Origin of the sequence: Lederbergia citri, from assembly GCF_018343625.1 — a bacterium.
Lineage (GTDB): Bacteria > Bacillota > Bacilli > Bacillales > Bacillaceae_C > Lederbergia > Lederbergia citri.
Genome location: NZ_JAGYPG010000001.1, coordinates 1,331,539 through 1,348,663, shown reverse-complemented (window position 1 = coordinate 1,348,663; position 17,125 = coordinate 1,331,539). Strand labels below are relative to the sequence as shown.

15 protein-coding genes, 1 other RNA gene and 1 other annotated feature are annotated in these 17,125 nt (G+C 37.2%); of the genes, 13 read left to right on the top strand and 3 right to left on the bottom strand.

The genetic code is table 11. From position 1 onward, the window contains the following. The first annotated feature begins 174 nt into the window (after nt 1-174). From KHA97_RS06870 to dtd, 5 genes are all read left to right on the top strand, one after another. On the top strand, nt 175-1,086 hold the full coding sequence (locus KHA97_RS06870; protein WP_213123953.1) for a cation diffusion facilitator family transporter: 912 nt from the start codon (nt 175-177) through the stop codon (nt 1,084-1,086). Nucleotides 1,087-1,104: 18 nt separating this feature from the next. Then, nucleotides 1,105-3,450: a single-stranded-DNA-specific exonuclease RecJ gene (gene recJ / locus KHA97_RS06865; RefSeq protein ID WP_213123952.1), complete on the top strand. Its 2,346-nt coding sequence runs from the start codon at nt 1,105-1,107 to the stop codon at nt 3,448-3,450. Next, entirely contained in the window at nt 3,441-3,953 is a 513-nt protein-coding gene (locus KHA97_RS06860; protein WP_213123951.1) for an adenine phosphoribosyltransferase, read from the top strand. The genes recJ and KHA97_RS06860 overlap by 10 nt, the downstream gene beginning before the upstream one ends. A gap of 320 nt (nt 3,954-4,273) precedes the next feature. After that, nucleotides 4,274-6,463, top strand: a complete 2,190-nt coding sequence (locus KHA97_RS06855; RefSeq protein ID WP_213123950.1) for a RelA/SpoT family protein — start codon at nt 4,274-4,276, stop codon at nt 6,461-6,463. A 17-nt stretch (nt 6,464-6,480) separates the two neighbouring features. Continuing rightward, on the top strand, nt 6,481-6,918 hold the full coding sequence (gene dtd / locus KHA97_RS06850) for a D-aminoacyl-tRNA deacylase (RefSeq protein WP_213123949.1): 438 nt from the start codon (nt 6,481-6,483) through the stop codon (nt 6,916-6,918). A 44-nt stretch (nt 6,919-6,962) separates the two neighbouring features. Here the strand turns inward: dtd and KHA97_RS06845 are convergent, their stop codons facing one another. After that, nucleotides 6,963-8,204, bottom strand: coding sequence for an N-acetylmuramoyl-L-alanine amidase (locus KHA97_RS06845; protein ID WP_213123948.1), 1,242 nt, complete (start codon nt 8,202-8,204; stop codon nt 6,963-6,965). Nucleotides 8,205-8,372: 168 nt separating this feature from the next. Between KHA97_RS06845 and KHA97_RS06840 the strand changes: the two genes are divergently transcribed. From KHA97_RS06840 to ssrS, 4 genes are all read left to right on the top strand, one after another. Then, nucleotides 8,373-8,549: a hypothetical protein gene (locus KHA97_RS06840; RefSeq protein ID WP_213123947.1), complete on the top strand. Its 177-nt coding sequence runs from the start codon at nt 8,373-8,375 to the stop codon at nt 8,547-8,549. Between the two features lie 116 nt (nt 8,550-8,665). Further along, nucleotides 8,666-8,896, top strand: a binding site (T-box leader). Between the two features lie 83 nt (nt 8,897-8,979). Continuing rightward, nucleotides 8,980-10,251 carry a histidine--tRNA ligase gene (gene hisS, locus KHA97_RS06835; protein ID WP_213123946.1) on the top strand — a complete coding sequence of 424 codons (1,272 nt, stop codon included), beginning with the start codon at nt 8,980-8,982 and terminating at the stop codon, nt 10,249-10,251. Nucleotides 10,252-10,263: 12 nt separating this feature from the next. Then, nucleotides 10,264-12,045 carry an aspartate--tRNA ligase gene (gene aspS, locus KHA97_RS06830; RefSeq protein WP_213123945.1) on the top strand — a complete coding sequence of 594 codons (1,782 nt, stop codon included), beginning with the start codon at nt 10,264-10,266 and terminating at the stop codon, nt 12,043-12,045. A gap of 89 nt (nt 12,046-12,134) precedes the next feature. Next, a non-coding RNA gene (gene ssrS / locus KHA97_RS06825) (6S RNA) lies at nt 12,135-12,323 on the top strand. 145 nt (nt 12,324-12,468) lie between these two features. On the opposite strand, the gene KHA97_RS06820 is transcribed toward ssrS, so the two are convergent. Beyond that, on the bottom strand, nt 12,469-12,627 hold the full coding sequence (locus KHA97_RS06820) for a hypothetical protein (protein WP_213123944.1): 159 nt from the start codon (nt 12,625-12,627) through the stop codon (nt 12,469-12,471). A gap of 50 nt (nt 12,628-12,677) precedes the next feature. Between KHA97_RS06820 and KHA97_RS06815 the strand changes: the two genes are divergently transcribed. After that, a complete protein-coding gene (locus KHA97_RS06815; protein WP_213123943.1) occupies nt 12,678-13,442 on the top strand; it encodes a tRNA threonylcarbamoyladenosine dehydratase in 765 nt (254 codons plus the stop codon). 45 nt (nt 13,443-13,487) lie between these two features. Here KHA97_RS06815 and KHA97_RS06810 read toward each other — a convergent pair whose 3' ends face one another. Further along, the gene (locus KHA97_RS06810; RefSeq protein ID WP_233713322.1) at nt 13,488-14,756 is read right to left on the bottom strand and encodes a replication-associated recombination protein A; all 1,269 of its coding nucleotides are present in this window, start codon (nt 14,754-14,756) and stop codon (nt 13,488-13,490) included. 118 nt (nt 14,757-14,874) lie between these two features. Between KHA97_RS06810 and KHA97_RS06805 the strand changes: the two genes are divergently transcribed. The 3 genes from KHA97_RS06805 to KHA97_RS06795 are packed head-to-tail and all read left to right on the top strand — an operon-like array spanning nt 14,875 to nt 17,124. Further along, entirely contained in the window at nt 14,875-15,540 is a 666-nt protein-coding gene (locus tag KHA97_RS06805) for a YczE/YyaS/YitT family protein (protein ID WP_213123941.1), read from the top strand. Next, a complete protein-coding gene (gene cymR / locus KHA97_RS06800) occupies nt 15,540-15,959 on the top strand; it encodes a cysteine metabolism transcriptional regulator CymR (RefSeq protein WP_213123940.1) in 420 nt (139 codons plus the stop codon). Before KHA97_RS06805 ends, cymR begins: the two co-directional genes overlap by 1 nt. A 22-nt stretch (nt 15,960-15,981) precedes the next feature. Further along, on the top strand, nt 15,982-17,124 hold the full coding sequence (locus tag KHA97_RS06795; RefSeq protein WP_213123939.1) for a cysteine desulfurase family protein: 1,143 nt from the start codon (nt 15,982-15,984) through the stop codon (nt 17,122-17,124). The last annotated feature ends 1 nt before the right edge of the window (nt 17,125 follow it).

Genomic DNA, 17,125 nt, shown 5'->3' with positions numbered 1-17,125 from the left:
ATGTTGACTTATCGTAGGGATAGGACAAGAAGTTTGCTAGTCGATAGGCGTAGGAGCTAGACAAGGAAAAGTGCAGCGCTAAAACAAAAAAACAACCGCAGAATTTCTGCGGTTGTTTTTGCCGATAAAGTCCGATACTACATGTAGAAATACAGACGGAAAAAGGAGCTAGCAATGAAGCAGGATGACCGTTTTAAACAAGCAGAATTTGCCGCATGGCTAGGGATCATTGTTAATATTGTATTAACGATCGTAAAAGGATTTATAGGTATAAAGGCGAATAGTAAGGCGTTAATCGCGGATGCAGTTCATTCGGCATCAGATATTGCTGGGTCACTTGCTGTATATATTGGCCTTCGTGCAGCAAAGCGTCCGCCAGATGAAGATCATCCTTACGGGCATGGAAAGGCAGAATCCATTGCCGCCATTATCGTGGCTGTTATTCTTTTCATAGCTGGACTTCAAATTGGTAAATCCTCAATTACCGCTTTATTTTCTAAGGTAGAGGTACCCGGAGGCATTGCAATATACGCTGTTATTTTTTCAATCGTAGTTAAAGAAGCACTTTTTCGATATAAATATCGTTTAGGAAAAAAATTAAACAGCGATGCCTTAATTGTAAATGCATTTGAACATAGGTCGGATGTGTATTCTTCGATTGCGGCCCTTATAGGGATTGGTGCATCCATTTTAGGTAAAAAATTCAATGTTCATTGGCTAGAGTTTGGCGATCCAGTAGCGGGCATTGTCGTTTCCATACTTGTATTAAAAATGGCATGGAAACTCGGTGCAGATTCAATCCATAACACTCTTGATCATGTTCTTCATAAAGAAGATACAACCGTATTTAGAAAAATCGTTGCATCTGTACCAGAAGTGAGAGAAATTGGTGAACTTCATGCAAGAGAACATGGATATTATGTTATTATTGACTTAAAAATATCCGTAGATCCTGACATTACCGTGAAAGAAGGTCATGAGATCGGTAAAAAAGTAAAATCAAAACTTATGGATCATCCAGACGTCCATAATGTTTTTGTTCATATTAATCCCGATCACCAAGATGATAAAAATGGAAGTCTTTAACTTTAGTGAGGTGTGCACATGCTTAATCCCAAAACACGGTGGATTGTTAAAAATACGAATAATAAAACCGCTAGTGAATTTGCAGAACAATTAAATATAACTCCACTCTTAGCTTCATTGCTTATGAATCGTGGAATTACAAATGTAGATCAAGCAAGAAGCTTTTTATTTACAGAAAGTGAAAATTTTCATGATCCTTATTTATTTGAAGATATGGAAAAGGCTGTAAGAAGAATTAGGGATGCGATTGAATCGAAGGAACCGATATTGATTTTCGGAGATTACGATGCTGATGGTGTAACAAGTACTACCGTCATGATGGATATTCTGACAAAAATGAATGCAAATGTTACATATTACATACCTAATCGTTTTACTGAAGGATATGGTCCAAATGAAAATGCATTCAGGGAGGCTAGTAAGCAAGGAATTAAGTTAATTATTACAGTAGATACAGGAATTTCAGCGCTCAACGAAGTAAAGCTGGCGAATGAACTTGGCATGGACGTCATTATTACGGATCATCATGAGCCTGGAAATACACTCCCAGAAGCGTTCGCTATTATTCATCCTAAACTTCCTCATACTCAATATCCATTTTCTGATCTTGCGGGTGTAGGAGTCGCATTTAAACTTGCACACGCTATTAATAATGACCTCCCTAAAGAATTGCTTGATATTGTTGCAATTGGTACAATCGCAGATTTGGTGCCATTGCATGGAGAAAATCGTCTTCTTGTCAAGGAAGGTTTAAAAAAATTATTGTATTCCAGTCGGCTAGGAATTCAAGCCTTATGTAAAATATCAGGAACAAAATTATCGGAAATTAATGAGGAAACGGTTGGGTTTGCAATAGGACCTAGATTAAATGCGGCAGGTCGCATCGATCATGCAGCTCCAGCGGTTGAATTATTAAGGACCACTGATATGGAAATGGCTGCGCAATTAGCGGAAGAAATAGATTTTATGAATAAAGAGCGCCAACAAACTGTTACAGAAATAACGAATGAAGCGGTTGCTATGGTTGAGAGAGATTTTCCTCTAAGCGAAAATAGCGTTATTGTTATTGGAAAAGAAGGTTGGAGTGCTGGAGTCATTGGGATAGTTGCTTCTAGATTAGTAGATCGTTATTATAGACCGGCTATCGTTTTGAGCTATGATAAAATGTCTGGGTTAGCGAAAGGTTCTGCTAGAAGTATCCTTGGATTTGATTTATATAAAAATTTATCTGCACTTTCCCACTTACTTCCTCACTTTGGCGGACATCCAATGGCAGCTGGCATGACTTTAAATATTGAGGATGTTGATTCTTTACGGCAAGAATTAAATGAAGCGTGTAAAAATCAACTTTCTGCTGATGACTTTATTCCAGTGACTGAAGTGGATGCAGCACTTGATATAGATGAAGTAACTGTTGATACGATTGGACAATTGGATTTACTTGCTCCATACGGTATGGGAAATCCCAAGCCTAAAGTGATGATTAAAAGTACGCTTGCAACTGGCATTAGAAAAATTGGAGCTAATAAGACCCATTTAAAACTAACCCTGGAAAAGCCAGGTAACTTACTAGATGGTGTGGGGTTTAATATAGGGCACTTAGCTGATGAAATTTCAGCAGATGCAAAAATATCCGTTATTGGAGAACTTTCCATAAATGAATGGAATAATATGAGAAAACCACAAATTATGATGAAAGACATAGCCGTTTATGAATGGCAGCTTTTTGATATAAGGGGTCATAAGCAACTAGATTTGACTGACCCAACAAAGACGTTCATTATTTTTTCGGAACAGTATTTGAATAAATTTAGAGAACTTCCTAATACTTTATTAATTAGAAATAAAGAGGAAGCTAGTAAAGTAGATATAAATGGAAAACAAATTGTATTATTTGATCTGCCTCTTGAATTAGATATATTGGATTCTCTGATTAGAGGAAAGTTGCCTGATCGGATATATGCACATTTTTATCATGAAGAAACACAATACTTTACTATTCTTCCAACAAGAGAACATTTTAAATGGTATTATGCATTTCTTTTAAAAAGACAAAGCTTTGATGTAAATAAATTTGGAGAGGAACTTGCCAAACATCGTGGCTGGTCAGTTGACACTATTATGTTTATGTCACAAGTGTTTTTTGAATTAAATTTTGTTACAATAAAGGATGGATTGATTACGATTAATCCAGAAAAACAAAAAAAAGATTTAACAGATTCATCAACATATCGTAGAAAACAAGAGGAAATTTCAATTGAAAAATTACTGTTATTTTCATCGATTGTGGAATTAAAATCGTGGTTCGATGAAAGGTTGGCACATAAAGTGCCTAATGAGGAGGAAACAAAAGCATGGATTTGAAACAATATATTACAATTGTTCCTGATTGGCCTAAGGAAGGAATCCTTTTTAAGGATATTACAACGTTAATGGATCATGGGGAAGCATATCATTATGCAACCGATCAAATCGTCGAATATGCCAATGAAAAGCAAATCGATCTTGTTGTAGGGCCTGAAGCAAGAGGTTTTATCATCGGATGTCCAGTGGCGTATGCGCTAGGAGTAGGGTTCGCACCTGTTCGAAAAGAGGGCAAACTGCCTCGTGAAACAATAAAAGCAAACTATGGAAAAGAGTATGGGAAAGATGCTCTCACAATACATAAGGATGCAATTAAGCCTGGGCAGAGAGTACTTATTACAGATGATTTACTTGCGACTGGCGGCACCATTGAAGCTACAATAGAACTTGTTGAAAGACTTGGAGGGATTGTAGCGGGAATTGCATTTCTTATCGAACTTTCCTATCTAAATGGAAGAGAAAAATTGGACGGTTACGACATTCTATCATTAATGTCATTCTAACATTTTGGCTGTCCCGAAACCTTTCCTTTTAAAGGTTTGGCCAATGGGGCAGCCTTCCTATTTTTAAGATTTTGTCAATTTATCTCTTTTTATGTCAAAAGAAAACTGCCATCGATTAGCAAGCTTCGTGTTCTTTTCAATAAGATAAGTCAAATCCTGTAGTCCTGTACGTCTATGGACAACTCGCTTACGCTTTTCTTGTCTAGCTACAGCTCCTATGCCTTTCTAAAAATAAAATTTATTGTCAAAACCTTTACAAGTTTGACTCTTTTCTCGATAATAGATATCATATATTCAATTTTCATAAAAAGGTGATCCTCATGGTTAAAGATGAAAAATTATTAGTGGAAGAAGTGATTAATCGTACAAAAAAATACTTAAATGCTGAAAATGTTGCATTAGTGCAAAAAGCATATGAGTTTGCGAGTGAGGCTCATAAAGATCAATTCCGTAAATCAGGGGAGCCATATATTATCCATCCTATACAAGTGGCTGGGATACTTGCTGATTTAGAAATGGATCCAGCGACATTGATGGGAGGTTTTCTTCATGATGTCGTAGAGGATACTACTGTCACTATTGAAGAGATAAAAGCGGAATTTGGCAGTGAAGTAGCAATGCTTGTCGACGGTGTGACGAAATTAGGTAAAATAAAGTACAAATCACATGAGGAACAGCAGGCAGAAAACCACCGGAAAATGTTTATTGCTATGGCACAGGATATCAGGGTTATTTTGATTAAATTAGCTGATAGACTTCATAATATGCGTACTCTCAAACACTTACCTCCGGAAAAGCAAAGAAGAATAGCGAATGAAACGCTAGAAATTTTTGCTCCATTAGCCCATCGTCTTGGGATTTCAAAAATCAAATGGGAACTTGAAGATACTGCTCTTCGTTATTTAAATCCTCAGCAGTATTATCGGATTGTTAATTTAATGAAAAGGAAACGTGAAGAGCGGGAGCAATATCTTGAAGATGTCATGTCCGAGGTGAAAGAACGCCTCGATGAAATGGAAATCAAAGCAGATGTTTATGGAAGGCCTAAGCATATTTACTCCATATATCGAAAAATGGTTCTCCAGCATAAGCAATTTAACGAAATATATGATTTACTTGCTGTCAGAATAATTGTTAATAGTATAAAAGATTGTTATGCAGTTCTAGGAATCATTCATACATGTTGGAAACCGATGCCTGGACGATTTAAAGATTATATCGCTATGCCGAAGCCAAATATGTACCAATCTTTGCACACCACTGTTATTGGACCGAAGGGTGACCCTCTTGAGGTACAAATTAGAACAATGGAAATGCATCGTATCTCCGAATTTGGAGTTGCGGCCCACTGGGCATATAAAGAAGGGAAATCGATGACTCCTCAAGCTTCTTTCGATAAGAAACTTTCTTGGTTCAGGGAGATTCTAGAATTCCAAAATGAATCTGAGAATGCAGAAGAATTCATGGAATCATTAAAAATCGATCTTTTTTCCGATATGGTGTTCGTCTTTACCCCTAAAGGTGATGTTATTGAGCTTCCGGCAGGATCAGTGCCGATTGATTTCGCATATCGAATTCACTCGGAAATTGGAAATAAAACAATTGGCGCTAAAATTAACGGAAAAATCGTTACATTAGACTATAAATTAAAAACCGGAGATATTATTGAGATTCTTACATCTAAGCATTCATATGGTCCTAGTCAAGACTGGCTAAAATTAGCACAAACTTCACAAGCTAAAAATAAGATTCGGCAATTTTTTAAGCGTCAGCGTAAAGAAGAAAATATCCTTAAAGGCAGAGAACTCGTCGAAAAAGAAATTAAAGAGATGGATTTTGACCATAAAAAGGTCATGACTGCTGAAAATCTCAAAAAGGTTGCAGACAAATTCAATTTCGGGCATGAAGATGATATGTTTGCAAGCGTGGGTTATAACGGAATATCTGCATTACAAGTGGCGAATCGCCTTACCGAAAAATTAAGAAAATTACGAGACCAGGAAGAAGCGGAGAAAGAGATTACCGCGGAGGTTAAAACCGATCCTGCTCCGAAGCGCTATGATGCTGGTGTTACCGTGAAGGGTGCAGATAATTTACTAATCCGCTTGTCAAGGTGCTGTAATCCAGTACCAGGGGATGAAATTATTGGTTTTGTAACAAAAGGTCGAGGGGTTTCTGTTCATAGAGCAGATTGTCCGAATATAGATGATAATGAAATGGAAAATCGATTAATTCCTGTTGAGTGGGAATCTGATTCCACTAATCGTAAAGAATATAATGTTGATATTGAGATATCAGGCTTTGATCGCCGAGGTCTTTTAAATGAAGTACTTCAGACCGTAAGCGGAACGAAAACAAATATTACAGCTGTAACTGGAAAAGCGGATCGTAATAAAATGGCAACCATAATGATGTCGATTTCGATCCAAAATATTGGCCACCTTCAGAAGGTTGTAGATAAAATTAAACAGATTCCAGATATATATGCTGTAAGACGGATAATGAATTAAAGGAGTTATTATTAGTAATGAGAGTGGTATTGCAAAGAAGTAAAGAGGCAAGCGTGACTGTAGAAGGAAATATTACTGGGTCGATTAAAAATGGTTTTGTACTATTAGTGGGAATCACTCATGAAGACTCGGAAAAGGAATGTGAATGGCTCGCAGATAAAATTGTGCATTTACGTATCTTTGAGGATGAGGCGGGAAAAATGAACCGCTCACTAATCGATGAAGGTGGAGCCATTTTATCCATTTCGCAATTCACTCTTTATGGAGATTGCAGTAAAGGGCGTAGACCTAATTTTATGGACGCAGCAAAACCTCAACATGCTGAAAGATTGTATCACCACTTCAATAAATTGTTATCCGAAAAAGGAATTCATGTGGAGACCGGTGTTTTTGGCGCAATGATGGATGTAAAATTAATAAATGACGGTCCAGTGACACTTGTATTAGAAAGATAAATATAAAGGGGCTAACCTTTCAATAGTGAAAGGTTAGCCCTTTTTTAATCTCCAGAAAAATAGTCTACAAGTCCTTTTTCAATGGCATTAGTAATTTTATCCATGTATTTTTTCGTTTTAATCACTTGCTCTTCGGCAGGATTGCTCAAGTATCCAAGTTCTAGTAAAATCGATGGTCGTTGGTTCTCTCTAAGAACATAATAATCACCATATCTGACTCCACGGTCCGAAATATGAATAGCGTCGGTAATACGGTTATGAATTGCCTCAGCTATTTTTACTTCATCATCGTAATAATAATAAGTTGTATGACCATGGACTGAACTGTCTTCAATACTATCAAAATGCAAGCTAATAAAAATGTCAGCATTCTTTATATAAGCCAGTTCTGCTCGATCCTGTAAACTTACGTATTCATCTGCGGATCTAGTTAATATAACATTAAAACCAGCTTTTTTTAATTTCTCACTAAGAAGCAGTGCCGCATTTAACGTTAAATTTTTTTCTATAGTCCCATTTGCCCCTGCTGCTCCCTCATCTCGTCCTCCATGACCAGGATCAATGACGATCGTTTTTGTAGAGACTTCATTGGTATCTGTGACGATCCAACTTGCTATATAACCTAGTTTACCTGAAGTATATTCAATCTGATACCAATCTCCCTCTTTTTTCAAAACTTTAAATACATCTTTTGAAGAGGCTTGACCAACAATAGCTGATTTAAGAGTTGGTTTTTTTCTAATATTGGTATCATCGTATAATGCGCTAATATAAATTTCTTCCTGAATGGCGCCAACAGGCTTTTTTTCCATTTTTTCAATGTAGGAGCTGCTGACCCATGCACTGCCAGAAGCATATTCTATTTCTAACCAATCATCTTCATGGTCTAAAATAACGACTTCATCACCCATTTGGAGATTTCCAATAACAGAACCTGTAAGAGTTGGCTCAGATCTAATATTTAAATGATCTGCTATTACCATGCCCTTATTAGTGTTAGTTGGTGAATTTTGCTCTTGAGCCAACCAATTGGCTACCCATCCTTTTTTTCCGGAAGGGAGTTTTATTTCATACCAACCATCTTTTTCATTTTTTATTTCATATGTTTCCCCTTTTCTTATTTGGGTAATGATTGAATAAGTTGTCCCTGGTTTTTCGCGAACATTCACTATTTCCCCAGTAATAACGATGGTATCTGAATCCGCTTTAATAATTGGAGAATATCGTATGAATAATATAACAAGCAATAATGGAATGACTATAAAAAAGAATAGTTTTTTCCCCAAAAAATGAAACCGCCTTTCTAGCTAACTAAATCCAGTACTTACTAAAAATCAATTTTACCAATATTAAGGTGTTCTAATCAAATGTAATATTCGTGGAAATATTGGAAGAATCCTTTTAAATTTTAAAAAATGGGCAAAACTAACTAAAAATAGCAAGGAGGCACCAAGGTGAGAGCAAATGAACAAAATCGTATAGCTTCCTTTAATTCAACACAGCTTTTTTCTTTAAATTTTAAAAATAGCATTGAAAAAGAGTGCTATACGATAATGGAGGAGCCTATATCGGAATATGGACTGTCATTGACGGAGATTAAAAGCTTTAAAAAGAAAATGGGCAGGTCATAGATAAGAGGTGAAAAAAAACAATGCATGGTATGTATTGACAAAGTTTTATGATATTCGTATGATAAATTAATAATTATGTTATAGCTCGAAACGGAAAGTGGCTATAGCTTATCATACTTAGGCCAATGAGGGAAAAAGTAATTGGGAGCAAAATGGAAAGAGATGAAATGCCTTGGCTGAAAGCATTTCTCCATATCGACTCAATGAAGCACATTCCGTAGGCTTCCATTTCGAACGGATTTATCCTAGTAGGAATGGACGTAATCAGGCGATAACTGTTTGAGTGGGAGCTGTTTATTCAGCTTCAAAAAGGGTGGCACCGCGGGAAATAATCTCTCGTCCCTTGTTTTTCGAAACAAGGGACGGGAGTTTTTTTATTTATAAAAGGTTGCCTTAAAATGGATATTTAGTGGAAAAAGGAGGAAGCTTAATGGCTATACAAATACCGAGAGGGACGCAAGACATTCTTCCGGGCGTCGTTGAAAAGTGGCAGTTCATAGAGAACAAAGCAAAAGAAATATGTAATAAATATCAATACAGGGAAATTCGTACTCCAATTTTTGAAAATACTGAACTTTTTTTACGTGGAGTTGGAGACACGACTGATATTGTTCAAAAGGAAATGTACTCTTTTCAAGATCGAGGTGGAAGGAATATAACGCTCCGGCCAGAAGGGACAGCATCAGTTGTTCGATCCTTTGCCGAAAACAAAATGTTTGGAAATCCCACTCAACCTGTAAAACTTTATTATTTAGGACCTATGTTCCGGTATGAGCGACCTCAGGCGGGCCGGTACCGTCAATTTGTTCAGTTTGGGGTTGAGGCGTTAGGAAGTATGGATCCTGCCATTGATGCAGAAGTTATTTCTCTTGCTATGGAATTGTACAAGTCACTTGGATTAAAGAAATTACGTCTAGTCGTAAATAGTCTTGGTGACAATGAAAGTAGGAATGCACATAGAGCTGCACTGATCAACCACTTCCAACCTAGGATTGGTGAATTTTGCAGTGACTGTCAAAAAAGACTTGAGAAAAATCCACTAAGAATTTTGGATTGTAAAAAAGATCGTGATCATGAGCTCATGAAATCAGCTCCTTCCATTCTTGAATACTTAAATGAAGATTCAAAGCAATATTTTGAAAAGGTGAAACAATACTTATCAGCTATGGACATGGATTACATTGTCGATCCAACTTTAGTTAGAGGATTGGATTACTATAATCATACTGCCTTTGAAATCATGAGTGAGGCAGAAGGTTTTGGAGCGATTACGACGTTATGCGGTGGCGGGAGATATAATGGACTTGTACAAGAAATGGGCGGTCCGGATACTCCAGGAATCGGGTTTGCATTAAGTATAGAAAGATTATTAAGTGCTTTGGAAGCAGAAGGAATAAATATTGAAGCAGAACATTCTGTTGATTGCTATATCATTGCTCTCGGAGAAGAGGCAAAAGACTATTCCGTGACCTTATTACAAAAATTGCGCACAGCAGGATTCTCATCTGAGCGCGATTACTTGAATAGAAAGATGAAAGCACAATTTAAGGCTGCAGAGAGAATAGCTGCTAAATACGCAATTATATTAGGCGATGATGAATTAAAAATGGGTAATATTGCCGTGAAAAATTTGGAAACTGGAGAACAAACTGAACTTTCATTAGATCATTTTATCGATGAATTTAGTAAGTTATGCCGATGAGGAGGATTTTAAATGTTTGGAAGAACACATTATTGCGGTGAGATTACCGAAAAATCTATTGGAGAGTCCGTTATTTTAAAAGGTTGGGTTCAGAAACGCCGTGATTTGGGTGGACTAATATTTATTGATCTTAGAGATCGAACAGGTGTTGTGCAAATTGTTTTTAACCCTGAGATATCAGAGTCTGCTTTACAGGTTGCTGAAAGAGTTCGAAATGAGTATGTTGTGGATGTTCGTGGAACGGTTATAGCCAGAGCTGAAGGAACGATTAATGATAATTTGAAAACAGGTAAAATTGAAATTGTCGTTTCTGAAGTGAAAATAATCAACGAGGCAAAAACACCGCCGTTTATGATTGAAAACAATTCAGAAGCAGCTGAAGACATCCGCTTAAAATATAGATATTTAGATCTCCGTAGACCAGAAATGTACGAAGTTTTTAAAATGCGTTCAACAGTTACAAGGACGATTCGTAATTTTTTGGATGAAGAAGGCTATCTGGATATAGAAACTCCAATATTGACGAAAAGTACTCCTGAAGGGGCAAGAGATTATTTAGTTCCTAGTAGAGTACATCCTGGAGAATTTTTTGCATTGCCTCAATCACCGCAATTATTCAAGCAATTACTGATGGTAAGTGGATTTGATAAATATTATCAGATTGCTAGATGTTTTCGTGATGAAGATTTACGTGCTGACCGCCAGCCAGAATTTACACAAATTGATATAGAGGCAAGTTTTATGAGCCAAGAAGATATTAGGGAAATGGTAGAGCACATGATGAAGCAAGTAATGCTTGCAACAAAAGAGCTTGAAATCAAAACACCATTCCCAATCATGCCGTATGAAGAAGCAATGGAAAGATACGGATCTGATAAGCCGGATACTCGTTTTGGAATGGAACTGCAAAATATTTCAAAGCTTGTCGAAAACTCAGGTTTCAAAGTATTTTCAAATGCCATTTCTGCTGGTGGTCAAGTAAAAGTATTAGTAGTGAAAGACGGTGCTAATAAATATTCTAGAAAAGATATTGACGGTTTAGGTGAATTTGCCGCTCGCTACGGAGCTAAAGGTCTTGCCTGGTTAAAAGTAGAAGCAGAAGGATTAAAAGGGCCAATAGCAAAATTCTTTAATGAACAGGAGCAAAATGAGCTAAGTGAATTCCTTTCTGCAGAACAAGGGGACTTGCTATTATTTGCCGCTGATTCGAAAAAAGTAGTGGCAGATTCTTTAGGGGCTTTACGCTTAAAGCTTGGTAAAGATTTAGGATTGATTAATGAAAATCAATATAATTTCCTATGGATTACGGAATGGCCATTATTAGAATATGATGAGGAAGAAAATCGCTACTATGCTGCCCATCATCCATTTACTATGCCATCCCGCGAGGATTTGGATAAGCTGGAAACAGATCCTGGCAATGTCAAAGCACAAGCATATGACTTAGTGTTAAATGGATATGAATTAGGAGGCGGTTCTCTCCGTATTTTTGAACGTGACATACAAGAGAAAATGTTTAAAGTGCTAGGGTTTTCAATTGAAGAAGCGAAGGAGCAATTTGGATTTTTACTCGAAGCATTTGAATACGGCACACCGCCGCATGGTGGTATTGCTCTTGGGCTAGATAGAATCGTCATGCTTTTAGCAGGCAGAAATAGCTTGCGTGATACAATTGCATTCCCTAAAACAGCAAGCGCAAGTGATCTGTTAATGAAAGCTCCTGATGAAGTGAGTGAAGATCAATTAAAAGAACTGCATCTCACTGTAAATGCAAGGTCTGAAAAGGTTTTGTAATCGAACTGTAACAGTCAAATTAGTGATAATTTCCCATGTATTAACGTTTGAAAAATGATTTTTCCTATGATAGTATTTAATCAACAAAAGAAGTCCTGATGTGTTCGTCTATACACCTTTTCGTTTTGACCGACATCTCATACCTACGGGAGTTTGGAGTTTCCAGACTGAATGCAAGCCTCTACGAGAGGACACATAAGGCCTGGAGCAGGACACCCACCTGCCAAGAGCGGGTTCAAAACAAAGGATCTTTAACCGACGGCACGATTGGGACTTTTTATATTTGAACGCAACAGCCTTTATAACTAAGGCTGTTTTTTGTGCTTAAGGAAATGATACATTGGAAACTTAGTTGGTAACTCTCTAAGGAATAGTTTCCGTCTAGCGCAAGCAGCCAGCGCCTAGCAAACTTTCGATTTCTTCCTACGAATAAGTCAACATCGGTTCGCTATTACACCGTGTTTCCTTTATCTCGTCAGAAGCCGAAAAAGGAACGTCGACAAGAGCCGCCACATCCTGTGGGCCTGTACGTCGCTGAACAGACGCTTTCGCTTTTGTTCTTGCTAAAATACTTCTTTTCATTTATTCTATTTCAGAAGAAATAGACTGAACAAAATTTGGAGCTGATTTAGATGTTGCATCAATTTTCAAGAAATGAATTGGCAATTGGAAAAGAAGGACTGGATTTATTAAAAAATACTACAGTTGCCATTCTTGGTGTAGGCGGTGTGGGAACGTTTGCAGCTGAGGCATTAGCCAGAACAAATATAGGAAAGATTATTCTTGTAGATAAAGATGATGTTGATATAACGAATGTAAATAGACAACTCATTGCATTATTGTCGACAGTTGGACAGCCAAAAGCCGACTTAATGAAAAAAAGAATTGAAGATATTAATCCTGATTGTGAAGTTGTAGCTTTAAAGATGTTTTATACGGAAGAAACATATGAGACGTTTTTTGAACATAAACCTGATTTTGTCGTAGATGCTTCGGATACAATATCCTATAAAATTCATCTAATTAAAGAATGCTTAAAGCGGGATATCCCTATTATTTCGTCCATGGGTGCCGCAAATAAAATGGATCCGACACGATTAATGATTAAAGATATTTTCAAAACGCATACAGATCCAATTGCGAAAGTGATTAGAACTCGGTTAAGAAAAGAAGGCATTAAAAAAGGAATTCCTGTCGTTTTCTCTGATGAAAGTCCAATTGTCATTCGTGAAGACGTACGTAAAACAGTCGGAAAGGATAATTCGGAGATTCGAAAGGCGCAAATGCCGCCATCTTCTAACGCATTTGTTCCTTCAACAGTGGGTCTTATTATGGCAAGCTACGTTGTTCGGGAAATTTTGAAAGACATTCATATTTATAGAGTAAATGAAGAGTAATGGTGCAAAAGGCAGTTAAGAATATATTTCTTAGCTGCCTTTACATTAGCCTTTATTTATTTTTTCATAGACGGATGCCAGAGCTTGCTCAAATTTACCGGTTAGCTTCGGTTTATAATATTGTCTGCCTTTTAATTTATCTGGGAGGTATTGCTGCTTCACCCAGCCGTTTTCATAATCATGTGGGTATTTATAATCGATCCCTCTACCAAGCTCTTTAGCACCTTTATAATGGGCATCTTTTAAGTGAAGTGGAACTTCACCGGCGTGTCCAGCACGAATGTCGGCTAACGCTTCATCAATTGCACAGATGGCAGAATTAGATTTAGGTGATAAGCATAGCTCTATTACAGCATTAGCAAGTGGGATTCGTGCTTCTGGGAATCCAATTTTTTCAGCGGTTTGTATGGCCGCTAATGTCCGTGGTCCCGCTTGAGGGTTAGCAAGACCTATATCTTCATAGGCAATGACGAGCAAGCGCCTTGATATACTAGGTAGATCGCCCGCTTCTATTAAACGACCTAAATAATGAAGGGCGGCATTTGCGTCACTGCCTCTAATTGATTTTTGGAAGCCGCTTAATACATCATAATGGGCATCACCATCTTTATCGTGTGCCAAGCTTTTCTTTTGAAGACATTCTTCTGCAATTGACTCCGTTATGTGAATTGTACCATCTTCATTTGGTTCAGTTGATAATACGGCAAGTTCCAATGCATTCAATGAACTTCTCGCATCTCCATTGCTTGCAGTTGCGAGATGATATAATGCTCTCTCATCAACAGAAATAGAATATGAGCCAAGACCTCTTTTAGGGTCTTCCAATGCTCTTAGTAAAGTTTCTTTTATTTCTGTCTCCGTTAAAGGGAACAGTTCAAAAATTTGACAGCGGCTTCGAATGGCAGGATTTATAGCATGATATGGATTACTTGTCGTTGCTCCTATTAAAATAATTGTTCCATTTTCTAAAAAAGGCAGCAAGAAATCTTGCTTTCCTTTATCGAGTCTATGGACTTCATCCAATAATAAAATAACTTTTCCACTCATCTTTCCTTCAGCTGCTACTATTTCCATATCTTTTTTATTATTAGTTACGGCATTCAAGGTTCTAAAGGCATAGTTTGTACTTCCAGCAATGGCGCTGGCAATTGATGTTTTTCCGATTCCGGGAGGACCATATAATATCATAGATGAAAGCTGTTTTGCTTTTACCATTCTTGATATGATTTTACCTTCTCCAACTAAATGCTGTTGCCCAGCCACTTCTTCAATCGTTTGGGGACGCATTCTAAAGGCTAAAGGTTGATTATTCAAAGTCATCTCTCCAAACCTATGTTCTATATATTTCATTCTATCATATCAAAACGGAAGTAGAAATGCATTTAAGAATATGTATGTGCTATAATGGAGCAATGTGAAGGAGTATACAGAGATGCAAAAAAACGACCAATTAAAACTAAAACTTATCATTTTTACGATAGGTTTACTCATTATGTCGCTTGGTATTGCTTTGATGATTGTTTCGGATTTTGGGGTTTCTCCTTGGGATGTGCTGCATGTAGGTCTTTACTATCAATTTGGTCTTACGATTGGCACGTGGTCTATTCTTGTAGGTGTAACCATTTTAGGTAGTTCTGCACTACTGATGAAAAAGTGGCCGCAATTCGGTGCGTATTTAAATATGCTACTCATTGGATTTTTTATAGATATGTTCTTGCTTCTTCCATTTTTGACTGAACCAGAAACCCTCTTAGGCAAAATAGGAATGTTTTTAGTAGGTATGATTCTTTATTCATATGGGATGGGCATTTACATTTCAGCTAAACTTGGAGCAGGACCTAGAGACAGTTTTATGCTCGCTATGCAGGAAAAGACAGGCTGGAAAGTATCGACAGTTCGCAGGATAATGGAAATTGTCGTTCTTTTCATAGGTTGGCTTCTAGGGGGACCCGTTTTTATCGGAACGCTCATATTTAGTGTAACATTAGGTACTTTTATTGGTTTTGCTTTGCCGCAATGTCAACGATTAACTGATAAAATAATAAATAAAAGTATAAATAATAAAGTTGGGAAAGAATTAGAACGAGGTGCAAGTTAATGAAAATATCTACTAAGGGCAGATATGGATTAACAATTATGATTGAATTGGCAAAACGACATGGTGAAGGACCAGTTTCTTTAAAATCCATTGCCCAAAGCCATGATTTATCTGAACATTACTTAGAGCAATTAGCAGGTCCCCTTCGCAATGCGGGACTTGTTAGAAGTATAAGAGGAGCTTACGGAGGCTATGTATTGGCAGATGAGCCATCTAAAATAACCGCTGCAGATATTATTCGAGTTTTGGAAGGTCCAATCAGTCCTGTTGAAGGAATCGAAGATGAGGAACCTGCAAAGCGTGAATTGTGGATGAGAATTCGAGACGCAGTGAAAGAAGTATTGGATAATACAACTATTGAAGATATGGCGAATCATTCAGATGATGATACGCCTGATGCTTATATGTTCTATATTTAATTTTAGAAACAAGGTGGAAAACATGAATAGAATTTATCTAGATCATGCAGCAACGAGTCCAATTCATCCTCTCGTTGTAGAGAAAATCGCAAAAACGATGTCTACTACATTCGGAAACCCTTCGAGCATCCATTCGTTTGGACGGGAAGCTAGAAAAGTATTGGATGAATCGCGAACGATTTTAGCAAATAGTATAAACGCTCATTTTTCTGAAATTGTTTTTACTAGTGGCGGAACGGAAGCAGATAATTTAGCAATCTTAGGTACTGCAAGAGCAAATAAACAAAAGGGCAATCATATTATTACGACAAAAATGGAACACCATGCAGTTCTCCGCTCTTGTCAATTTCTTGAAAAAGAAGGATTTGAAGTGACATATCTTTCTCCTGACGAAAATGGTTTGATTTCTGTTGAATCAGTGCAAAAAGCTTTACGTCCTGAAACGAGCCTTGTTTCGATCATGTTTGGGAATAATGAGGTCGGAGTCATTCAACCAATTAAAGAAATCGGTGAGCTTTTAAGGTCACATCAGGCGACTTTTCATACTGATGCTGTTCAAGCATATGGAACAATCAAGATAGATGTGAAAGAATTAAACATAGATTTGTTATCTGTTTCGGCCCATAAAATAAATGGACCAAAAGGAATTGGTTTTTTATATATAAAATCTGGTACAAAGATTAATCCAAGTTCATTCGGTGGAGAACAAGAATTAAAAAGACGTGCTGGCACGGAAAGCCTTCCTTTAATAGCTGGCTTTACAGAAGCGGCAGCTATAGCAATGGAAAAGATTGATGAGAAAAACACTAAGTACAAGCAATTAAAAGAAACTTTTTTAGAAACACTGAAATCGGAACATATTAATTTTCAAGTAAATGGATCAAATATTCACGTGCTTCCCCATATTGTAAACATCAGTTTCCCTGGGACGGATGTGGAGGCTATGCTTGTAAATTTAGACATGGCAGGCATTTCTGCTTCAAGCGGTTCTGCTTGTACAGCAGGTTCCATAGAGCCTTCCCATGTGCTTGTAGCCATGTATGGACCAGATTCTGAAAGAACTAGAAACTCCATTCGATTTAGTTTTGGACTGGGGAATGAATTAGATGGAATAGTCGAAGCTGGAAAAGAAACAGCAAAAATTGTTCATAGGTTTCAAAATTGAA

Excerpts from the sequence above, each read along its gene's own strand:
- KHA97_RS06795 (WP_213123939.1), top strand. The coding sequence starts at position 15,982 with ATGAATAGAATTTATCTAGATCATGCAGCAACGAGTCCAATTCATCCT.
- hisS (WP_213123946.1), top strand. The coding sequence starts at position 8,980 with ATGGCTATACAAATACCGAGAGGGACGCAAGACATTCTTCCGGGCGTC.
- KHA97_RS06805 (WP_213123941.1), top strand. The coding sequence starts at position 14,875 with ATGCAAAAAAACGACCAATTAAAACTAAAACTTATCATTTTTACGATA.
- KHA97_RS06820 (WP_213123944.1), bottom strand. The coding sequence starts at position 12,627 with ATGAAAAGAAGTATTTTAGCAAGAACAAAAGCGAAAGCGTCTGTTCAG.
- dtd (WP_213123949.1), top strand. The coding sequence starts at position 6,481 with ATGAGAGTGGTATTGCAAAGAAGTAAAGAGGCAAGCGTGACTGTAGAA.
- KHA97_RS06860 (WP_213123951.1), top strand. The coding sequence starts at position 3,441 with ATGGATTTGAAACAATATATTACAATTGTTCCTGATTGGCCTAAGGAA.
- aspS (WP_213123945.1), top strand. The coding sequence starts at position 10,264 with ATGTTTGGAAGAACACATTATTGCGGTGAGATTACCGAAAAATCTATT.
- KHA97_RS06870 (WP_213123953.1), top strand. The coding sequence starts at position 175 with ATGAAGCAGGATGACCGTTTTAAACAAGCAGAATTTGCCGCATGGCTA.
- recJ (WP_213123952.1), top strand. The coding sequence starts at position 1,105 with ATGCTTAATCCCAAAACACGGTGGATTGTTAAAAATACGAATAATAAA.
- KHA97_RS06815 (WP_213123943.1), top strand. The coding sequence starts at position 12,678 with ATGTTGCATCAATTTTCAAGAAATGAATTGGCAATTGGAAAAGAAGGA.
- cymR (WP_213123940.1), top strand. The coding sequence starts at position 15,540 with ATGAAAATATCTACTAAGGGCAGATATGGATTAACAATTATGATTGAA.
- KHA97_RS06855 (WP_213123950.1), top strand. The coding sequence starts at position 4,274 with ATGGTTAAAGATGAAAAATTATTAGTGGAAGAAGTGATTAATCGTACA.